General features: G+C 61.0%; 22 protein-coding genes and 1 riboswitch. Of the genes, 6 read left to right on the top strand and 16 right to left on the bottom strand.

Going from position 1 to position 19,184, the window contains the following annotated elements; genetic code table 11:
- Positions 1–38: 38 nt before the first annotated feature.
- The 13 genes from aroA to miaB all read right to left on the bottom strand — a co-directional run bounded on the left by aroA (position 39) and on the right by miaB (position 11,738).
- Positions 39–1,388, bottom strand: a complete 1,350-nt coding sequence (aroA, locus tag CEW89_RS16850) for a 3-phosphoshikimate 1-carboxyvinyltransferase (RefSeq protein WP_066706265.1) — start codon at positions 1,386–1,388, stop codon at positions 39–41.
- Between the two features lie 86 nt (positions 1,389–1,474).
- Complete coding sequence (gene trmB / locus CEW89_RS16845; RefSeq protein ID WP_096806676.1) at positions 1,475–2,194, bottom strand: tRNA (guanosine(46)-N7)-methyltransferase TrmB; 720 nt, start codon at positions 2,192–2,194, stop codon at positions 1,475–1,477.
- A 57-nt stretch (positions 2,195–2,251) separates the two neighbouring features.
- The gene (locus CEW89_RS16840; protein WP_096806675.1) at positions 2,252–2,698 is read right to left on the bottom strand and encodes a DMT family transporter; all 447 of its coding nucleotides are present in this window, start codon (positions 2,696–2,698) and stop codon (positions 2,252–2,254) included.
- 68 nt (positions 2,699–2,766) lie between these two features.
- Positions 2,767–3,231, bottom strand: a complete 465-nt coding sequence (gene queF, locus CEW89_RS16835; RefSeq protein ID WP_096806674.1) for a preQ(1) synthase — start codon at positions 3,229–3,231, stop codon at positions 2,767–2,769.
- Position 3,232: 1 nt separating this feature from the next.
- Positions 3,233–3,748: an O-acetyl-ADP-ribose deacetylase gene (locus CEW89_RS16830; RefSeq protein ID WP_096806673.1), complete on the bottom strand. Its 516-nt coding sequence runs from the start codon at positions 3,746–3,748 to the stop codon at positions 3,233–3,235.
- Positions 3,748–4,941, bottom strand: coding sequence for a methionine adenosyltransferase (gene metK, locus CEW89_RS16825; RefSeq protein ID WP_096806672.1), 1,194 nt, complete (start codon positions 4,939–4,941; stop codon positions 3,748–3,750). The genes CEW89_RS16830 and metK overlap by 1 nt, the downstream gene beginning before the upstream one ends.
- 8 nt (positions 4,942–4,949) lie before the next feature.
- A riboswitch (SAM-SAH riboswitch) is annotated at positions 4,950–5,000 on the bottom strand.
- A gap of 36 nt (positions 5,001–5,036) precedes the next feature.
- The gene (gene lnt, locus CEW89_RS16820) at positions 5,037–6,533 is read right to left on the bottom strand and encodes an apolipoprotein N-acyltransferase (protein WP_096806671.1); all 1,497 of its coding nucleotides are present in this window, start codon (positions 6,531–6,533) and stop codon (positions 5,037–5,039) included.
- Positions 6,533–7,465, bottom strand: coding sequence for a hemolysin family protein (locus tag CEW89_RS16815; RefSeq protein WP_066706289.1), 933 nt, complete (start codon positions 7,463–7,465; stop codon positions 6,533–6,535). The genes lnt and CEW89_RS16815 overlap by 1 nt, the downstream gene beginning before the upstream one ends.
- 49 nt (positions 7,466–7,514) lie before the next feature.
- Positions 7,515–8,003, bottom strand: coding sequence for an rRNA maturation RNase YbeY (ybeY, locus tag CEW89_RS16810; protein WP_096806670.1), 489 nt, complete (start codon positions 8,001–8,003; stop codon positions 7,515–7,517).
- 18 nt (positions 8,004–8,021) lie between these two features.
- Positions 8,022–9,032, bottom strand: coding sequence for a PhoH family protein (locus CEW89_RS16805; protein ID WP_096806669.1), 1,011 nt, complete (start codon positions 9,030–9,032; stop codon positions 8,022–8,024).
- Positions 9,033–9,230: 198 nt separating this feature from the next.
- Positions 9,231–9,560 (bottom strand): hypothetical protein, encoded by a 330-nt coding sequence (locus CEW89_RS16800; RefSeq protein WP_066706300.1) that lies wholly within the window; start codon positions 9,558–9,560, stop codon positions 9,231–9,233.
- Positions 9,561–9,571: 11 nt separating this feature from the next.
- Positions 9,572–10,144 carry an OmpA family protein gene (locus tag CEW89_RS16795; protein WP_425321011.1) on the bottom strand — a complete coding sequence of 191 codons (573 nt, stop codon included), beginning with the start codon at positions 10,142–10,144 and terminating at the stop codon, positions 9,572–9,574.
- 256 nt (positions 10,145–10,400) lie between these two features.
- Positions 10,401–11,738 (bottom strand): tRNA (N6-isopentenyl adenosine(37)-C2)-methylthiotransferase MiaB, encoded by a 1,338-nt coding sequence (miaB, locus tag CEW89_RS16790; protein ID WP_096806668.1) that lies wholly within the window; start codon positions 11,736–11,738, stop codon positions 10,401–10,403.
- Positions 11,739–11,926: 188 nt separating this feature from the next.
- Between miaB and CEW89_RS16785 the strand changes: the two genes are divergently transcribed.
- From CEW89_RS16785 to CEW89_RS16775, 3 genes are all read left to right on the top strand, one after another.
- Positions 11,927–12,790 carry a hypothetical protein gene (locus CEW89_RS16785; RefSeq protein ID WP_096806667.1) on the top strand — a complete coding sequence of 288 codons (864 nt, stop codon included), beginning with the start codon at positions 11,927–11,929 and terminating at the stop codon, positions 12,788–12,790.
- 248 nt (positions 12,791–13,038) lie between these two features.
- Entirely contained in the window at positions 13,039–13,467 is a 429-nt protein-coding gene (locus CEW89_RS16780) for an FKBP-type peptidyl-prolyl cis-trans isomerase (protein WP_066706306.1), read from the top strand.
- Between the two features lie 95 nt (positions 13,468–13,562).
- The gene (locus CEW89_RS16775; RefSeq protein ID WP_096806666.1) at positions 13,563–14,054 is read left to right on the top strand and encodes a hypothetical protein; all 492 of its coding nucleotides are present in this window, start codon (positions 13,563–13,565) and stop codon (positions 14,052–14,054) included.
- On the opposite strand, the gene CEW89_RS16770 is transcribed toward CEW89_RS16775, so the two are convergent.
- Together CEW89_RS16770 and irrA are read right to left on the bottom strand one after the other, a co-directional pair.
- A complete protein-coding gene (locus CEW89_RS16770) occupies positions 14,038–14,643 on the bottom strand; it encodes a DNA-3-methyladenine glycosylase I (protein ID WP_096807282.1) in 606 nt (201 codons plus the stop codon). The two genes, CEW89_RS16775 and CEW89_RS16770, sit on opposite strands and share 17 nt — an antisense overlap.
- Positions 14,644–14,767: 124 nt before the next feature.
- The gene (gene irrA, locus CEW89_RS16765; RefSeq protein WP_096806665.1) at positions 14,768–15,202 is read right to left on the bottom strand and encodes an iron response transcriptional regulator IrrA; all 435 of its coding nucleotides are present in this window, start codon (positions 15,200–15,202) and stop codon (positions 14,768–14,770) included.
- Between the two features lie 217 nt (positions 15,203–15,419).
- Between irrA and fabA the strand changes: the two genes are divergently transcribed.
- Complete coding sequence (fabA, locus tag CEW89_RS16760; RefSeq protein WP_066706315.1) at positions 15,420–15,929, top strand: bifunctional 3-hydroxydecanoyl-ACP dehydratase/trans-2-decenoyl-ACP isomerase; 510 nt, start codon at positions 15,420–15,422, stop codon at positions 15,927–15,929.
- A gap of 43 nt (positions 15,930–15,972) precedes the next feature.
- The gene (gene fabB, locus CEW89_RS16755) at positions 15,973–17,202 is read left to right on the top strand and encodes a beta-ketoacyl-ACP synthase I (RefSeq protein WP_096806664.1); all 1,230 of its coding nucleotides are present in this window, start codon (positions 15,973–15,975) and stop codon (positions 17,200–17,202) included.
- Between the two features lie 75 nt (positions 17,203–17,277).
- Here fabB and CEW89_RS16750 read toward each other — a convergent pair whose 3' ends face one another.
- Positions 17,278–17,994, bottom strand: a complete 717-nt coding sequence (locus CEW89_RS16750) for an AbiU2 domain-containing protein (RefSeq protein WP_096806663.1) — start codon at positions 17,992–17,994, stop codon at positions 17,278–17,280.
- A gap of 238 nt (positions 17,995–18,232) precedes the next feature.
- On the opposite strand from CEW89_RS16750, the gene CEW89_RS16745 reads away from it, so the two are divergent.
- Positions 18,233–19,021 carry an enoyl-ACP reductase FabI gene (locus tag CEW89_RS16745; RefSeq protein WP_096806662.1) on the top strand — a complete coding sequence of 263 codons (789 nt, stop codon included), beginning with the start codon at positions 18,233–18,235 and terminating at the stop codon, positions 19,019–19,021.
- Positions 19,022–19,184: the final 163 nt, after the last annotated feature.

Raw genomic sequence — 19,184 nt, 5'->3', positions numbered from 1 at the left:
GCCCCACGCTGCACCCAGGCGCCGCCAAGGTCAAGAGATCAGTTGCCCCGCACCACATGCGCGCCGAGACCAGTCATGAGTTTCTCAAACACCGGGAAAGACGTCGCAATCGGCCCGCCATCGTCCACGCTCACCGCCTCTTGCGACGCCATGCCGAGGATCAGGAAAGACATGGCGATGCGGTGATCGAGATGAGTCGCACAGATCGCCCCCCCCTTGACCCCATTCGGGCCAAGCCCATGCACGATCAGCGTATCCTGATCTTCCTCAATAGCCACGCCACAGGCCTCAAGCCCGCGCGCCATGGCGTCGATCCGATCGCTTTCCTTAACCCGCAATTCCTTGACGCCGCGCATGGTGGTCGTACCCTCGGCATAGGCGGCCACGGCGGAGAGGATCGGGTATTCGTCGATCATCGAAGCGGCGCGCTCTGCCGGAACTTCAATGCCTTTGAGTTTGGAATATTTGACCCGCAGATCCGCCACCGGCTCGCCGCCCTCTTCGCGCTCGTTCTCAAACGTGATGTCGGCACCCATCTCCTTGAGCGTGATGAACAACCCGTTGCGGGTCGGATTCTGGCTGACGCCGGGCACGAAGACCTCGGAGCCGGGCACGATCAGCGCGGCACAAACCGGGAAGGCCGCCGAAGACGGGTCGCGCGGCACGGCAACCTCCTGCGGCCTCAATTCGGGCCGTCCGGTCAGCGTGATCTTGTTATAGCCCTCGGGCGTCTTCTCCGTGGTCAGCTCCGCCCCGAACCCAACAAGCATCCGCTCCGTATGATCGCGCGTTGCCTCTTTCTCGATGACAACCGTCTTGCCCGGCGCGTTCAGCCCGGCCAGAAGCACCGCGGATTTTACCTGCGCCGAAGGCACCGGCGTCTGATATTCGACCGGCACCGGATCGGAGGCCCCCACCAGCGTCAAAGGCAACCGGCCGCCCGAGCGTCCCACCGATTGCGCCCCGAACAGCGCCAAAGGATCGGTCACCCGCGCCATCGGACGTTTGCGCAGCGAGCCGTCGCCGGTAAAGGTCGTACAAAAATCATAGGTCGCGACACAGCCCATGATGAGCCGCACACCCGTTCCCGAGTTGCCGCAGTCGATCACGTCCTCAGGCTCGGTAAATCCGCCGACACCCACACCATGCACGGTCCATTCGCCCGCCCCTTCGCGCACCACCTCGGCACCGAGCGCCTGCATGGCTTTCGCGGTGTCGAGCACATCCTCGCCCTCCAGAAGCCCGGTGATCTTGGTCTCCCCCACGGCCATCGCACCGAAAATCAGCGCGCGGTGGGAAATCGACTTGTCCCCCGGCACCAAGGCCGTGCCTTTCAGGGGGCCGTTCTTGCGGGCGGTCATCGGGATCGGGGTGCCGTGGCTGGACATGGGTCGCTCTCCTCACATTCCTCGCCGACCTGATACCGCAAGCCGGACAGACGGTCTATCGGCTGTCTTCATGGCAGCCGAAATACTCAGACTTTTTTGAAGGTCATATAATGCGGCGTGCGGCCTTCGCGGATCGCCTTTTGCTCATAGCGCGTCGAAATCCAGTCCGACCACGGTTTGCGCCAATCTTCCGGCCCTTCGGCCAACCATTCGAACCCGGCGCGCGGCACTTCTTCCATGGTCTGGCGCACATAATCGGGAATGTCGGTCGCCACCCGGAATTCCGCCCCGTCCTTCAGCACACGGTGCAGCGGGTCGAGATGTTCGTCGGTCACGAACCGGCGGCGATGGTGGCGCTTTTTCGGCCAGGGATCGGGGTAGTTCAGAAACGCTTTCTCAATCGAGCCCTCCGGCAACACGTCGAACAGATCGCGCGCATCGCCCGCATGGATCGCGATATTGTCGAACGGCCCTTCGCGGCGCATCTTGCCGAGGCACATGGCGACGCCATTCACAAACGGCTCACAGCCGATGATGTACACATCCGGGTAAGTCCGCGCCATGTGCACCAGATGCTCGCCGCCGCCGAAACCGATCTCAACCCAAACCGGCTTGCCCGCAAAGCGCTTGGCCATGTCGATCTTGAGGCGCTCCGGGTTTTCCTCCCAGGACACTCCACCGGGGGCGAGGCCCGGCAGGTCCTCATCGAGATAGTCCACCTGCGCCTTGTTCAGCGTCTTGCCATGGATACGGCCATAGAAGTTGCGCCAAGGCGCCCCCGATTGGTGCTGTTGATCGTCAGACATGGAAAACCCCGCGTGTTACGGCGGGGCTTTTGCCAAGAAATCCATCCCGGGGCAAGTTCAGCTACGCTGAATCAGGAACAACCCGCCCGCCATCAGCAACATTCCGGCGGCGCGCAGCCCGGAAATCTCCAGACGCGCCGCCCCAAACAGGCCGAAATGGTCGATCACACCCGCCGAAAGGATTTGCCCCAGAAGAACAAAGAACACCGCATTGCCGACCCCGAAGCGCGGCGCAATCGTGGTGATCGACAGGATGTAGAAGGCAAAGAGCACACCTGCGAAAAACAGATGCGCCGGTTGATGCAGCAGGTTGGACAGCGGCACGCTGGGCCCCAACACCGCCCGGTAGACGAAAATCGAGCTGAAGGCGACCACGGCAAACACCAGAGCCGCCAGAGCGGGCGAGCCGAGCCGCGCGCCGAGCTGGGCGTTTAGCGCCGCAAAAACTGGAATGCCGATCCCGGCAAGCAGCATGACAATCGGATCTCGCAAGCTCTCTGACATTGGCTTCCTCCCGCGCCGTGTCCGGAGAGTAGCGGGCCTGTACGCAAAAGCAACAGATCCCGACGCGCTCACCCCCGCCCGCGATAGGGCGGCACGCCCTGTTCGGGGATCCAAATATCCCTGGGCTCCGGCCCGGTGGCCCAGAAGACGTCAATCGGAATGCCGCCGCGCGGATACCAATAGGCCCCGATGCGCAACCATTCCGGATCGAGCAGCTCGGCCAGACGCTTGCCGATATAGACCGAACAATCCTCGTGAAACGCGCCGTGATTGCGGAACGATCCCAGAAACAGCTTGAGCGATTTGCTCTCCACCAGCCATTTGCGCGGGATGTAGTCGATCATCAGATAGCCGAAATCCGGCTGACCGGTCATCGGGCAAAGCGAGGTGAATTCCGGCGCGGTAAAACGCGCCACATAGCGCTCGCCCTCATGGGTGTGCGGCACGCGTTCGAGCACCGCCTCTTCCGGACTGGTCGGAAGCGCCGTCGCACCACCAAGTTGCGTGAGCCCGGAGGTGTCCGTCTTGGGCATGTCAGTTTTCCTCGTTCAAATCATCCAAAGCCGCCTGCAAAATCGCGGCATCCGGGGCGGAAAAAGCGCAGAGCAGCACCTCCATTTCCTCCCCAGCTTTCAATTCATCGCGGATCGTGCGCGCCGCGATCCGGGCTGCACGGGTTTTCGGAAAGCCGTAAACCCCGGTCGAGATTGCAGGGAATGCGATGGACCGAAGCCCACGCGCCCGCGCGATCCGCATGGCTTCACGGTAACAGGAAGCAAGCACCGCGTCCTCCCCCCGATTACCGCCGCGCCAGACGGGACCGACCGTGTGGATTACAGAACGCGCCTTGAGATCGTAACCGCCCGTCAGCTTGGCTTGCCCCGGCAGGCAACCGCCCAGCCCCCGACATTCCGTCAGAAGCCCCGGCCCCGCCGCACGGTGGATCGCGCCATCGACACCGCCGCCGCCCAGAAGCGTGGAATTGGCCGCGTTGACCACGGCGTCCACGTCCAGATCGGTGATCGAGCCGGTGACGACGCGCAGCGGCATCAGACGGCTTTCGCCAGAACCTCGGCCAGATCGGTGCGTTCCCAGCTGAACCCGCCATCCGCCTCGGGCGCACGCCCGAAATGGCCATAGGCCGCGGTGCGCTGATAGATCGGCTTGTTGAGCTGAAGCTGGGTGCGGATGCCGCGCGGCGTCAGCCGGAATCCGAGCGTGTCGGCATCGGCCAGAACGGCCTCAATACGGGCGGCATCGACCCTGCCCGTGTCATGCAGATCGGCATAGATCGACAGCGGCTCCGCCACACCGATAGCATAAGACAACTGGATGGTGCATTTTTCCGCAAGCCCCGCCGCGACGACGTTCTTCGCCAGATAGCGTGCGGCATAAGCGGCAGACCGGTCGACCTTGGTCGGATCTTTGCCGGAAAACGCACCGCCACCATGCGGCGCGGCACCGCCATAAGTGTCCACGATGATCTTGCGCCCGGTCAGGCCCGCATCGCCATCGGGACCGCCGATCACGAATTTGCCCGTCGGATTGACGTGCCAGATGGTATTGGCGGTGAGCCACCCCTCGGGCAGCACCTCTTCGATATAGGGCGCGACAATGGCGCGTACATCGGCGGAATTCAGAGCCTCGTCGAGGTGCTGGGTCGAGAGCACCAGAGAGGTCACTTCGACGGGTTTGCCATCGCGGTAGCGCACCGAAATCTGAGCCTTGGCATCGGGGCCGAGCGCCGGTTCCGTGCCATTCTTGCGCACTTCGGCCAGACGGCGCAGCATCGCGTGGGAATACTGGATCGGCGCGGGCATCAGCGCCTCGGTCTCATTGGTCGCAAAGCCGAACATGATGCCCTGATCGCCCGCGCCCTCGTCCTTGTCCCCCGCCGCGTCGACGCCCTGCGCGATATGCGCGGATTGTTCGTGCAGATAGTTCTGCACCTCGAGTGTCTGCCAGTGGAACTTGTCCTGCTCGTAGCCGATGTCGCGCACGCAGTCGCGCACGATGCCGTCCACCTTGTCCATATAGGCGTGTAGCTTATCCTTGTCCGACAGCCCGACCTCACCGCCGATCACCACACGGTTGGTGGTCGCGAAGGTTTCGCAGGCGACACGCGCTTCCGGCTCCTCGGCGATGAACGCATCGAGGACGGCATCGGAAATGCGGTCGCAGACCTTATCGGGGTGGCCTTCGGAAACCGATTCCGAAGTGAAAACGTAATCTTTGCGGGACATGGGGGTCGTGCTCCATTGGGTTATGATTCCCGCACGTCAGGAAGCCGTTGTGCGGGCCTTTGATTAAAATGCGATATAACTCGCCCCGGGGAGGGTCAATCTGTTTTTCTGCCGCGCCTCAGGGCTGTACCGATGCCGCCACTTAACACCAGAAGGGTTAACAAACCCCAAAGAGGACCTTCCTTGAACCGAACATAAACAGTCTCGGGAAGGGCACCGGGCAGATCGGCGGTAAACGCCCCCGACGTGCCCAACGGAATCGCCGCCCAAACCCGGCCGCGCGCGTCGATCAGCGCGGAAATCCCGGTATTCGCGGCCCGCACCATCGGCAGCCCGGTCTCGATCGCCCGAAACCGCGCCTGCGCCAGCGCCTGTTGCGGGCCGGAAAAGGTGCCGAACCACGCATCGTTGGTCATCTGCAACAGCCAGTCGGGGCGCGTTTCGGTGCGTAGATCACGGGGGAAGATCGCCTCGTAACAGATCAGCGGCAGGGCAGACCCGAGCGCCCCCATATCCATGAGATGCGGTCCGGGACCCGCGGAGTAGCCATAGCCGTTCTGCGCCGTGAACGCCCGCAAACCGATCCGCTCCAGCAGCCACGGCAGAGGCATGTATTCACCGAAAGGCACAAGATGATGCTTGTCGTAGAGATCGGCGACCCGGCCCTTTTCGTCGAGCAGAACCGCCGTGTTGTACCCCTGCATCCCGTCCACCCGGTTGAGCCCGACCACGGCGCGCGCGGGAGCTGCGGTCTGAGCGATCTCGAACAACTCCGGCCCGGCGGCATAGAGAGGGGCTGCCACAGAGGTTTCCGGCCAGATCACCAGATCGGCGCCCTCGGGCGGCGTGACGGAGAGCGCGCGGCGGTAGAACTGGCCGACATACTCCGGGTCCCATTTGAGATGTTGCGGTGCGTTGGGTTGCACCACGCGAATGGCGTGATCGAGGTCCGGTGGCAGGGGCGCGGATTGGCGTTGCCAGCCGACCATAAAGGCGGCGGCAAAAAGCACGGCGGCCACAGCGCCAATCCGCCAAGAGCGTTGTAAAACGGCATGGGCCAGGAGAGCGGCAAGCGCAAAACTCAGCGCCGTGAGCCCGTAAGGCCCGACAAAGGCGGCAAGCTGCGCCAGCGGGGTGTCGAGCCAGATATAGCCGGGCATGGCCCATGGAAAGCCAGTGAAGATATGTCCGCGCGCGAGCTCCGCCGCGCCCCAGAAACCTGCGAGGCCCGGCAGGCCGGTCTTGAGTATTTTCGCGAGGAAGAAGGCCAGGGCCCAGAACAGCGCCAGCCCCCCCGCCATGAGGAACAGCGCAAACGGGATCATCCAACCGTCGCGCATCGGCTCGACGAGGAAGGGATTCACGATCCAGTTGAGCGAGATGAGGAAGGTGGAAAACCCCACAAGCCAGCCGCGCAGGGCGGCCTGACCGGGCGTCAGCGCCATGCGCCAGGCAATCGCCGCCATGACCAGCCCTGCAACCGCCACCGGCCAGAACCCCAGAGGCGCCTGACCTGCCGCGATCAGAAAGCCCGCCCCGAGCGCGAAGGCCCGGGGCGGGGTCAGAACATGCCGCAGCCTTGGCAGGCGCATCAGGCCTCGACTTTCGGTTTCACGGCGGAGGGCAAGCGCACACGAATGCGTTTGATCCGGCGCGGGTCGGCATCGACGATCTCGAACTCGGCCCCCGACGGATGCGGGATGACTTCACCGCGCGCGGGAACCCGACCGGAGAGCAGGAAGACCAGACCGCCCAGAGTGTCGATCTCTTCTTCTTCCTCTTCGTCGGTCAGACGCATGCCGATGGCCGCCTCGAACTCGTCGAGCGGGGCCTTGGCCTGGGCGATGAACACGCCCGGCGCGGACTGGGTCCAGAACGCATCGTCGTCGACATCGTGCTCGTCCTCGATCTCCCCGATCACCTGCTCGACAAGGTCTTCGAGCGTCACAAGCCCGTCGACCCCGCCGTATTCGTCGATCACCAACGCCATATGCATCCGCTCCGTCTGCATCTTTTGCAGCAGTACCCCGATCGGCATCGACGGCGGCGCATAGAGCAGCGGGCGCAGCATCTTACGCAGGTTGAACCGCTCCCCCTTGCCGTTGAAGCCATGGGTGAGGGCGAAATCCTTGAGGTGCACAAGCCCGACAGGCGTGTCCAGCGTGCCCTTGTAGACCGGCAATCGGGTCATCCCGCTTTCGCGGAACACCTCCACCAGATCCTCTTTCTTGATGTCCAGAGGCACGGCGACGATCTCCGCTTTCGGGATCGCCACGTCATCGACCCGCATCCGGCGCAGGTTGACCATGCCGGGGCGCTGCACGGGCTGAGGCGGAACCACGGAAGAGTTCGCCCCGGCCAAGGCTGTCGTGTCGGAAGTTTTGGCGGTAAATGCCGCCTTCATGCGGTCGAACCAGCCAGAGGATTTGCGCACGATGCGGCGCGTGTCGCTCTGCGGTCTGCTTATGGGGTCAATCGGCGCGCTCTGCGCTGCCGTAGAAGACCCAGGCTCGGTGTCGCCCATGCGTCCTTTCCAATATGAACAATTTGAACCGGTCTTTTCGACCGTTCGCCTAATATGGGTCCTTGACCCCCATGGTTGCAAGTATTTCGACCTCGGTCGCTTCCATAATTTCCGCGTCCCTGTCGGTTATGTGATCATAACCCAACAGATGTAACAGACCATGAACGAGCAAATGGGTGACGTGGTTGGCGAATGTCTTGTCCTGCTCCTCCGCCTCGCGCAGACAGGTTTCATAGGCAATCGCGATATCGCCCAGCTCGATGGACCCATCGAAATCCGGCTCCGGCAGGGGCGGGCGTTCACCGGGTGTCGCACGTTCTTCGGCGGGCCAGGACAGGACGTTCGTCGCCTTGTCCTTTTCCCGGAAATCCGCGTTCAGGACCTTGATGCGCGCATCGTCACAGGCCAACACGGACCCTTCGCAAAGCTCCGCATCCAACCCGAGATGCGCAAGCGTTGCGGCCTCGGCGGCTTCCACCAAGACCTCAAGCCCCGCCTCGTCCCAGCGGTCGTCCTCAAAGATCACCTCTACGGCCATAAGGCCCTCCGACTTGCGTTACTGCGCTTCGTCGGCCTCATACGCTTCGATGATCGCGGCGACAAGCGGGTGACGCACCACGTCTTTCGAGGTGAAGTAGTTGAACGAGATGTTCGGCAGACCCGCCAGAATGCGCTCCGCATCCCTAAGCCCCGATTGCACGCCGCGCGGCAGATCGACCTGCGAGCGGTCGCCGGTGATCACCATGCGCGAGCCTTCGCCCAAGCGGGTCAGGAACATTTTCATCTGCATGGTGGTGGCGTTCTGCGCCTCATCCAGAACCACGAACGCGCGCGACAGAGTCCGCCCGCGCATGAAGGCCAGCGGCGCGATCTCGATGGTCTTTTCCTCGCGCATCTTCTGCACTTGCTTGGCCGGGATGAAGTCGTTCAGCGCGTCGTAGAGCGGCTGCATATAGGGATCGACCTTCTCGTCCTGCGTGCCGGGCAGAAAGCCGAGACGCTCCCCCGCCTCAACCGCAGGCCGCGACAGGATGATCCGGTCGACATGGCCGTTGATCAGCATATTCACCCCGACCGCCACGGCAAGATAGGTCTTGCCGGTCCCCGCCGGGCCGATACCGAAAGCCAGCTCGTGTTTGAACAGGTTGGTGACATAGTCCTTTTGCGCCGCTGTGCGCGGTTCCACCAGCTTCTTGCGGGTCTTGATCTCTACCTCGCCGCCGCGGAACATCTCCATCTGATCGCCCGGCAATCCCTTGTCGCTCTCAGCCTCCCCCATGCGGATCATGCCGTCAATGTCGCCCGGCTCGATCTCGCGCCCCGCTTCGAGCTTGCCGTAGAGATCCTGCAACACCGCAGAAGCGCGGCCCCGGGCGCTGCCGGTGCCCATGACGGACAACATATTGCCGCGTCGGACGATCTGGACTTCGAGCTTGTGTTCGATTTGAGCGAGGTTCCGGTCGAACTCTCCACACAGGTCAATCAACAACCTGTTGTCGTGGAATTCGAGAAGCGTTTCGTGGACTGCGTCCTGCGATTTCGGGGGTGTCAACGCGCTCAGGCCCAAATATTGTCTCCGACTCTGGAATGGCTCCTGAGTCTGATGGTGCCAAGGGATAGGGCTTCTGGCAAGCGGGGACACAAAATCTTCGCAATCGACCCGGCGAACCTCTGCTCAAAAAACGGCGCATCGCCCAATTTTTCACCAAATCGCAAAACGGCCGCCCCGAAGGACGGCCGTCGACTTGAGGAATCGCAGGACCGATCAGATCGGATCATAGAACGGCGAACCGTCCTTGTACGGGCCGACAGCCGTATTCGGAGCCGCCGTACCGGAGCAGACCGGCATGCCGTATTTGTCGACGCGCGGGGACAGGTAGCCCTCGACCCCGTCGTCGATGATCCAGTGGTCACAGCCTTCCGGGTCGATCCAGATGCCGGCCACCAGCGTCGACAGGTGTTTCGTGTCGAAGCCGCGGTCCACGGTCTTGTCCGTCTTGTGGGATTCATACCCGGCCTCTCCCATCATCGCCTCGGTACAGGCGGTGGTGGAGCCGAGCACGGCGAGAAGGGCGATCGCTTTGATGGCTTTCATCGTCTCTCTCCTCACTTCACACAGATGATTTCGACGCGGCGGTTCTTTTGCATCCCCGCAGCGGTCGAGTTCGAGGCGATCGGCTGGCGTTCGCCATAGCCGCGCACATCGACGACATTGGCCCCGACCGAGGCCGCGATCTTGGCAACCGCATTGGCACGGTTATAGCTCAGACGCATGTTATATTCGTCGGAGGCCCGGCTGTCCGTATGACCCACGATGATATAGGCCGTGGCGCCCGCCTGCTGGAAGAAATCGGTGAGGCGTTTGCGGCCCGCAGCGGAGATCGCGTATTTGTCCGTGGCGAAAAGCTGATCGGAGTTCATCACGGCACAGCTCTGCACCGGGTGGCAGGTCGGTTTGCCCTGACGGTCGCGCTTGAGGTCCATGTAGCCCTCGACCCCGTCGTCCATCACCCAGTGTTCACAGCCATCCGGGTCGATCCAGATCGTCGGTTTGTACACTTCGCCATTCACCGTGCCCGGCACCATTTGCGCGTCGGCAGTCGCCGCCGCCAAAGCAAGAGCGACACCCGCGCAGAGGCCCAGCCCCCGTCGCGTTGTCTTCAGAAATTCGATGGTCACGTCTACCGTCCCCCAACTGTTTGCGTTTTCGGGCCGTTCCAAAACACGCGCCCCCTGCAGCCGTGAGACTGCTGCGCCCTACTCACCAAGATTGTGGCTAAAGGATAGCAAACTTCGGGTCCAAGTGAAGAAAAATAACCAGATATTGTGTCGCATATCTTGACGAACTCCCGCAGGCACCGGGATTGTTGCCAAGATACTCCACCCTGCGGTGAAAACTTTGCCGGTGCGCGCCGCCTGCCACCCCCGGCGGTTCTCAGCGCAGCAGGACCCCGCCCAGGGAATTCGGGCCGCTTTCGATGATTCTCACGCGCTGGATGTCCCCCACGGCCACATCATCGGTGACGTGAACCGCATGAAGATATTCGGATTTTCCGACCATCTGCCCCGGCAGCCGCCCCTTGCGTTCGAACAAAACGGAGACCTCGCGACCGACCATGGCGTCTTGAAACGCGTGTTGCTGTTCCGTGATAAGGCTTTGCAAGCGGTGCAACCGCTCAGACGCCACATCAGGATCGACCATTTTGTCGCCTTTCTCGGCGGCGGGCGTTCCGGGACGCGGCGAGTATTTGAACGAGAACGCAGAGCCATAACCGACCTCACGCACGAGGCTCATCGTGTCCTCGAAATCCTGATCCGTCTCGCCGGGGAAACCGACGATGAAGTCGCCGGACATGGCGATGTCAGGCCGCGCGGCGCGGATGCGTTCGATCAGGCGAAGATATTCCTCGGCGGTGTGTTTGCGGTTCATCGCCTTGAGGATTTTGTCGGAGCCGGACTGCACCGGAAGATGCAGATAAGGCATAAGTTTTTCGCAATCGCCGTGTGCCGCGATCAGATCGTCTTCCATGTCGTTCGGGTGCGAGGTGGTGAAGCGGATGCGCTCCAGCCCGTCGACTTTCGCGAGTTCGCGGATCAGGCGCGCGAGACCCCAAGTTCCCCCCTCGCCTGCGCCGTGATAGGCATTAACGTTCTGCCCCAGAAGGGTAATCTCCCGCACGCCACGCTCCACCAGATCGCGCGCCTCAGTCAGGATACGATCAACGGGACGCGACACTTCGGCACCGCGCGTGTAGGGCACAACGCAGAAGGCACAGAACTTGTCACAGCCTTCTTGCACAGTCAGAAACGCCGCCGGGGCCCGTTTCGCCTTGGGCCGGGATTTCAGTTTCTCGAACTTGTCCTCTTCCGGGAAATCCGTATCGAGCGCCTTTTGCCCGTGCCCGGCCTTCGCCTCAAGCTCCGGCAGGCGGTGATAGCTCTGCGGTCCCACGACGAGATCGACCATCGGCTGGCGCCGCATGATCTCTTCACCCTCGGCCTGGGCCACACAGCCCGCCACGCCGATCTTGAGATCGGGATTCGCAATCTTGAGGTCTTTGTAGCGGCCAAGTTCGGAATAGACCTTTTCCGCCGCCTTCTCGCGAATATGGCAGGTGTTCAAAAGGATCATGTCCGCCTCTTCCGGCGACGACACCTCGGTATAGCCCGACCCGCCCAGCGCTTCGGCCATGCGTTCGCTGTCGTAGACGTTCATCTGACAGCCATAGGTCTTGATATAGAGCTTCTTGGTGTTGCTCGGCGTCTCGGACATGGGAATGGGTCCACGAATGCTGGGAATTGAGGCGGTGTCCTAGCGCAAGAGGGCCAAGAGGGCAAGCGCCTCGGACCGGACCGCCATAAGCAGGCTCATGACGAAATTGTTTCCACAATCCTTGCAATCCCCTGCCCTTCATGCATTTTTTACCGGAAACTGGGACATTGCCCCGGCAAAGGATTTTCATGCGCTACGACAGCCTCGACACGTTTCTCACCGACGGCAAGGACGCCCTTTTGAAAGGGCCGATCGCGATGATCTTTGCCGAAGATCTCGTGGAAGTGGACACGACGCTGCGCCATCACCTCTCGCTGGGGTTCAAACAGGTGATCCTGTTCGCCCCCGACGAACTGAAACTCCCCGAGGGGCTGGAAGCGAAAATCCACCGCATCCGCTACGCCACTCGCGCGCCGGAGATGCTCACCAAAGCAGTCAACCGGATCATCGCCGCCGCGCCGGGGATCTGGATGTATTACTGCTACAATGCGGAATACCTGTTCTTCCCGTTCTGCGAGACCCGCACCATCACCGATATGCTGACCTTCCACACCGAGGAACGCCGCGATGCGATGCTGTGTTATGTCGTCGATCTCTACGCCGACGATTTGAGCGCGCATCCCAATGCCGTCTCGCTCGAAGACGCCCATCTCGACCGCTCCGGCTATTATGCGCTCGGGCGCCCCGATGCCGCAGGGCACGCGAAAGAGCGGCAGCTCGATTTCTTCGGCGGGCTCAGATGGCGGTTCGAGGAACATATGCCGCCACACCGCCGTCGCATCGACCGGATCGCGCTCTTCAAGGCAAAAAAGGGGCTCCGGCTCAGCGAGGAACATCTGTTCGGCGACGAGGAATACAACACCTACGCCTGCCCTTGGCATCACAACCTGACCGCCACCATCGCATCATTCCGCACCGCCAAAGCGTTGAAAAGCAACGCCGGGTCGACTTATGACATCCACAATTTCATGTGGCACAACTCGGTGGAGTTCGAATGGCACAGCCAGCAATTGCTGGACTTGGGGCTGATGGAACCGGGGCAGTGGTTCTAAGAGCGTTTTGACCAAGCCAAAACGCGTGACCACGCCTCAAAAAGCGCAGCGTTTCTAAAACATCCGCATGTGAGGCAGCGTTTTCCTAGAAAAACGCGTTCACATGCGGTTCTTGCGATTGGTTTTGCGGCTTTTTCCCACCATCGGGTTGCATTTCACAGATCACCGCCTATCCTTTCGCGCAATCGTCATTGGGCACCCGTAAAGACGCGGCCCCAAAAACTCACCCCGAACAGTTAGGACTCTTCATGACCGAAGTTAAATCGGGCGACAAAGTTCGTATTCACTACACCGGCACGCTCGCAGACGGCACCGTGTTCGACAGTTCCGAAGGCCGCGAACCGCTCGAATTCACCGTCGGCTCCGGCCAGATCATTCCGGGCATGGACAAGCACCTGCCGGGCATGACCGTGGGCGAAAAGAAAACCATCGTCGCTGTCGCCGATGAGGCCTATGGCCAGCGTCACCCCGATGCACAGCAAGCCGTGCCGCGCGCCCAGATCCCGGCGGAGATCCCGCTTGAGGTTGGCCTTCAGCTTCAGATGCAGTCCCCGACCGGTCAGGTGATCCCCGTCACCGTGGTCGAAGTGACCGACGAGGAAGTGACGCTCGACGCCAACCACCGTCTGGCGGGCGAGGACCTCACCTTCGCGATCGAGCTGGTGGAAATCGTCTGAAGCTGAGTATTTCTCAGCAAAGGAAACAGGGCGGCGCGCGATAGGCGGGCCGCCTTTTTCATTGATCGTGCGCGGGTTTGGCGTCAAATGGCGGTATGAACCCCGAGTTTTTGCCAGACTGTTCGAACTGTGCCGCGCTCTGTTGTCTGGCGCTGGCCTTCGATGCCGACGAGATGTTCGGCCACGACAAACCGGCGGGCCTGCCCTGTCACAATCTCGATGGGTTCTCCTGCTCCATTCACGCCGATCTTGCGGACAGGGGCTATCGCGGCTGTGTCGCCTTCGATTGTCTTGGCGCGGGGCAGCGGGTGACGGCGCTGTTTTCCGAAGACTGGCAGAAGCGACCCAAGCTCACCGCCCCGATGATGGAGGCGTTCCGTCAGATGCGTGCGGTGCAGAGCCTGCATCAGATGCTTCTGACCGCCGGGGCCTTGCCCCTGCCCGATGACACGCGCGCGGAGTTGCGGGACCGAATTGCGGATCTGGAGGTGGCGAAGACGGGGCTTGCGGCATTGGCGCGCTTCGATCCGGCCGAAGCAAAGCGATGGCTCAAGAGCCTTGCCCCGTTGCTCAGACCGGCAGGGTAAACACCGCCCGCGCCGCCACCGCCTTGGCATGATGCGCACAGCCGGGATGATGATCGTTCACCATGCCCATGGCCTGCATGAACGCATAGCAGGTGGTCGGTCCAACGAACTTCCAGCCCTTTTTCTTGAGCGTTTTTGACAGGCGTTGCGAGGTCGGCGTCTGGGCCACCACCTCGCCGCCGCTCTCGTCCGTTTCCGGCGCGAAGGACCAGAAGAAAGCGGCCAAAGAGCCATGTTCGCGCTCCATCTCTATGGCGCGGGCGGCGTTGTGGATCACCGCTTCGATCTTGCCCCGATGCCGCACGATGCCCTTGTCCTGCACCAGACGCTCGACATCCTCGGGGCCGAACTCCGCCATCCGGTGAAAATCGAACCCTGCAAAGGCGGCGCGGAAATTCTCGCGCTTTTGCAGGATGGTCCACCATGACAGGCCGGACTGGAAGCCTTCGAGACAGATTTTTTCGAACAGGCGGCGATCCTCGGCGACCGGGTAGCCCCATTCTTCGTCGTGGTAGCGGATGTATTCAGGATCGGAAGCGCACCAGCGGCACCGGCTCACCCCGTCACTTGCGACAAACAAACGCTCCATGACATTCTCCCACATGATAAAAGCCCCGCCAGAGGGCAGGGCTTTCTCATAACTGTCAAGCTGTTCGCCCGGTCTTTTCGGCCCGGTCTTTTCGGCCTGGTCTTTTCGGCTCAGGCTTTTCCGCTCAGTGGCGCGATTTCGGACGCAACCGGATCACCACATCGACGGAGGCGATCTCCATCCCCTCGGGCGGCGCCGGCAGGCGTTCGATCTTCAGCTCTTCGGACGGCGCATCGGTCAACTCGCCCTTGTCTTCCCAGAAGAAATGCGGGTGCTCGTCCATGTTGGTGTCGAAATAGCTGCGGGAGCCATCGACCGTGACCTCCTGCATCAGACCGGCCTGACAGAAGGCGCGAAGCGTGTTGTAGACGGTCGCGAGCGACACCTTTTCTCCCTTGTCGCGGGCGGCATCGAACAGGCTTTCGGCCGTAACGTGCCGGTCATGGCCATCGCCCACCAGAAGCGTCGCCAGCGCGATCCTTTGACGCGTCGGGCGCACACCGGCAGTCGCAAGCCAGGCTGCACCGCGACGGGTTTCGATGTTTTCGGTCTGGGTCATGGGCGTCCAATTCCTAGGAATACCGATGGAATATACAGGATCAGCCCCGCAAATTTCAATTGGAAATCCTCTAATTCTTATTTCACATGTGTTTCACCGTGTCGAAAGCGCGTCAAAAACGCCGCTCGTCTCCCGCCCTGTTGCGCTTGCGTGCGCGGGGGCCGGGGTGATAGAGGGGATACGACTTTGAAAGATGATGAGGAAGGCAAGGGCGTTCATGGCCGATTACCCCACGAGTTTCACCAAGGAAGACCTGCTCAAATGTGCCGCGGGCGAGCTCTTTGGACCGGGCAACGCGCAACTCCCGGCGCCGCCGATGCTGATGATGGACCGGATCACCGAAATTTCCGGTGATGGCGGGCTGCATGGCAAGGGCCATGTGGTGGCGGAATTCGACATCACGCCGGATCTGTGGTTCTTCGAATGCCATTTCCCCGGCAACCCGATCATGCCCGGCTGTCTCGGTCTCGACGGGTTGTGGCAGCTCACCGGGTTCAACCTCGGCTGGCGCGGCTGGCAGGGGCGTGGCTATGCGCTTGGCGTCGGCGAAGTGAAGCTCACCGGCATGGTGCGCCCGGATCGGAAGATGCTGACCTACAAGGTCGATTTCAAGAAAGCCGTGCAAAGCCGCCGCCTGACCATGGGCGTGGCCGACGGCATCGTCGAAGCCGACGGCGAAGTGATCTATCAGGTCACCGATATGAAGGTTGCGCTGTCCGAGAGCTGATCTCGGACCGACCGTCAAGGAACATATAGGGAAGGAACAGGCCATGCGTCGCGTCGTCGTCACCGGGTTGGGGATCGTCTCCTCCATCGGCAATACTGCCGAAGAGGTGCTTGCCTCTTTGAAAACCGGGAAATCCGGCATCACCGCCAATGAGGACATGAAGGAATACGGCTTCCGCTCGCAGGTGGCCGGGTCCATCGACATCGACATCAAGGAACATGTCGACAAGCGCGCGCTGCGTTTCATGGGGCCGGGGGCAGCCTATGCCTATATCGCCATGAAACAGGCGATTGCCGACTCGGGCCTCGAAGAGAGCGAAGTCGTGAACCCGCGCACCGGTCTGATCGCTGGCTCCGGCGGCCCGTCCACCTCCGCCATGCTGACCGCGCATCAATCCGTGCTCAACACCAAATCGACCAAGCGCGTCGGGCCGTTTGCCGTGCCGAAATGCATGGGGTCCACCATCTCGGCAAACCTCGCGACCGCCTATCAGATCAAGGGGATCAACTACTCGATCACCTCGGCCTGCTCGACCTCGCTGCATTGCATCGGCTCTGCCTCCGAGCAGATCATGATGGGCAAGCAAGATGTGATGTTTGCGGGCGGCGGCGAAGAACTGGACTGGACGCTGTCCTGCCTGTTCGACGCCATGGGCGCGATGTCGTCCAAGTATAACGACACGCCCGAGAAAGCCTCCCGCGCTTTTGACGCCAACCGCGACGGCTTCGTGATCTCCGGTGGCGGTGCGATCCTCGTGCTCGAAGAGCTGGAACACGCCAAGGCGCGCGGCGCGAAAATCTACGCCGAAGTCACCGGCTTTGCCGCCACCTCCGACGGCGCCGACATGGTCGCCCCCTCGGGCGAAGGCGGCGAACGGGCGATGCGTCTGGCGCTTTCCACGCTCGAAGAAGGCCGCAAGGTCGGCTACATCAATGCGCATGGCACCTCGACCCCCGTCGGCGACGTGGGCGAAGTCGAAGCCGTGCGTCGTGTCTTTGGCGAAGGTCAGACCCCGGTGATTTCCTCGACGAAATCCATGACCGGCCACTCTCAGGGCGCCACCGGCGCACAAGAGGCCGTCTATTGTTTGCTGGCGCTGCAAAACGATTTCATCATCCCCTCGATCAACGTCGAAACGCTTGATCCGGCGATCCGCGAGGGTGAGATCGCCACGAAACTGGTGGAAAATGCGGGCCTCGATACGGTGATGACCAACTCGTTTGGGTTCGGCGGCACCAACGGCTCGATGCTTTTGTCGAAATACCGCAACTGACTCGCATCGGAAGAACTTGAGAGGCGTTCGCGCGCATGAAGAGCGCGAACGCCTCCATTTCAAGTAGCCCAGAAGTTAGCGCGTTGTCCTGTGTGAAGATAATACTTCTTTAATACCGCTCCCGACGTTTTGTCTCCTCAGATCGCCTTCCAATTCGTTCCAATTCTTGTCCAGATAGTTCAAGAAAAACACAAAAGCGCTTGCGTGTTTTTGATAGTCATCGCGCTGGACGAGATAGCTACGGGACGTCTCCACATCTCCACGGCCCTTGGACATACACACCTCGACATAGTCGAGGACCTTCTGGCTTTGCTTCAGAAATTCGTCAATTTGATACCCGTCCTTTGGCACGAGTAATGTGCCCAACCGCGTATCTTCATCATCGAGATGCCCGATTTGCCGGTTTCGAAGATTGCGTATCGGTTTCGCTATCTCGCATAGTTTATCCACGGCTTTGTTCAGACGCGTCCGATCTCGACAGGAACCCAATCGGAGTTCTCGAATATCCTGCTGAATGCGTCGGACCGAAATATTTTTTCTCTGTTCCTCACGTGTTACAAACTCTGCACTATCCGTGATCCGAGAAACCGCTGAGAAAACCGCGTCTTTCGTCGCTCTCTGGAAACGCAAAAACAACCGAGGCGCTGTTTTATTCAACATCTCGACGGCTTCGGCATTCTCGAAAATTTCATGATAGAGATGGACATCCTCGGCCAAGCCCTGGAGTTCCCCCGCCAGATAATCGACGCGATCAACGAGAATTTCATAATTAAACTCATTTTCATCAGTCACCACGTAGTAGCCCCCAACAGAAAAAATCGTATCTTCTTTGAAACAAACGGCGAAAAGCCATTTGTCTATCGCGACCTTAGAAAAACGAGCGCGAGCGTGATTTAAACATTTTCACCACGGGCCCGCTAGACCTCACGAATGACAACACATATTACGCGCCACCCGCTCACCCACCCCAAAACCTTGACCCCAAGACCCAAACAGGCCAAACAAACCACAAAGAAACCTGAGGATAAAAATGGCTGATCTTCTCAAAGGCAAACGCGGGCTCGTGATGGGCGTCGCCAACGAGCGCTCCATTGCCTGGGGCATCGCGAAAGCCTGTGCCGATGAGGGCGCTGAACTGGCGTTCACCTATCAGGGCGAGGCCTTTGGCAAACGTCTTGAACCGCTGGCAAGCTCTGTTGGCTCCGACACGATGGTCGATGTCGATGTGACCAACCCGGAGCAGATGGACGAGGCCTTCGCGGCGCTCAAAGCGAAATGGGGCAAGCTCGATTTCGTCGTCCACGCCATCGCCTACTCGGACAAATCCGAACTCACCGGACGCTTCCGTGACACCACCGAGGCAAATTTCAAGAATTCGCTGCATATCTCGTGTTTCAGCTTCATCGATGTCGCCAAACGCGCCTCCGAGCTGATGACCGAGGGCGGCACCTTGATGACGCTGACATTTGCGGGCTCGAACATGGTCGTGCCGAATTACAACGTGATGGGCGTGGCCAAGGCGGCGCTCGAATCTTCGGTGCGCTACCTCGCCAACGATCTCGGCCCTGAGGGCATCCGCGTCAACGCGATTTCCCCCGGTCCGATGAAAACCCTTGCAGGCTCTGCCATCGGTGGCGCGCGCCGGACGTATAAGCACGCCGAACAAAACGCCCCGATGCAATCCAACGCCACGCTCGAAGCAGTCGGCGCCACGGCGGTCTATCTGGCCTCTGACGGCGGCGCCTACACCACCGGCGAGATCATCCGCGTCGATGGCGGCTATCACATCATGGGCATGCCCCGGATCGAAAACCTCTGAACCATTTGCCGGACGAGTCTTGGCCAGACGAGTTTTGGCCAGACGATTGTTTGAACCCCGCCTCTTCGGCGGGGTTTTCATTTTGAGTATTTGCCGCAGCAAAGGAAACATGACGCCACGTTTCACGCGCCGCCCGGAAAAACTGACGTAGCCTCTCCCCAGG

Source organism: Celeribacter ethanolicus (assembly GCF_002407265.1).
GTDB classification, from domain to species: domain Bacteria; phylum Pseudomonadota; class Alphaproteobacteria; order Rhodobacterales; family Rhodobacteraceae; genus Celeribacter; species Celeribacter ethanolicus.
The sequence above is the reverse complement of the archived record's forward strand: the minus strand, read 5'-3'. Positions and strand labels throughout refer to the sequence as shown.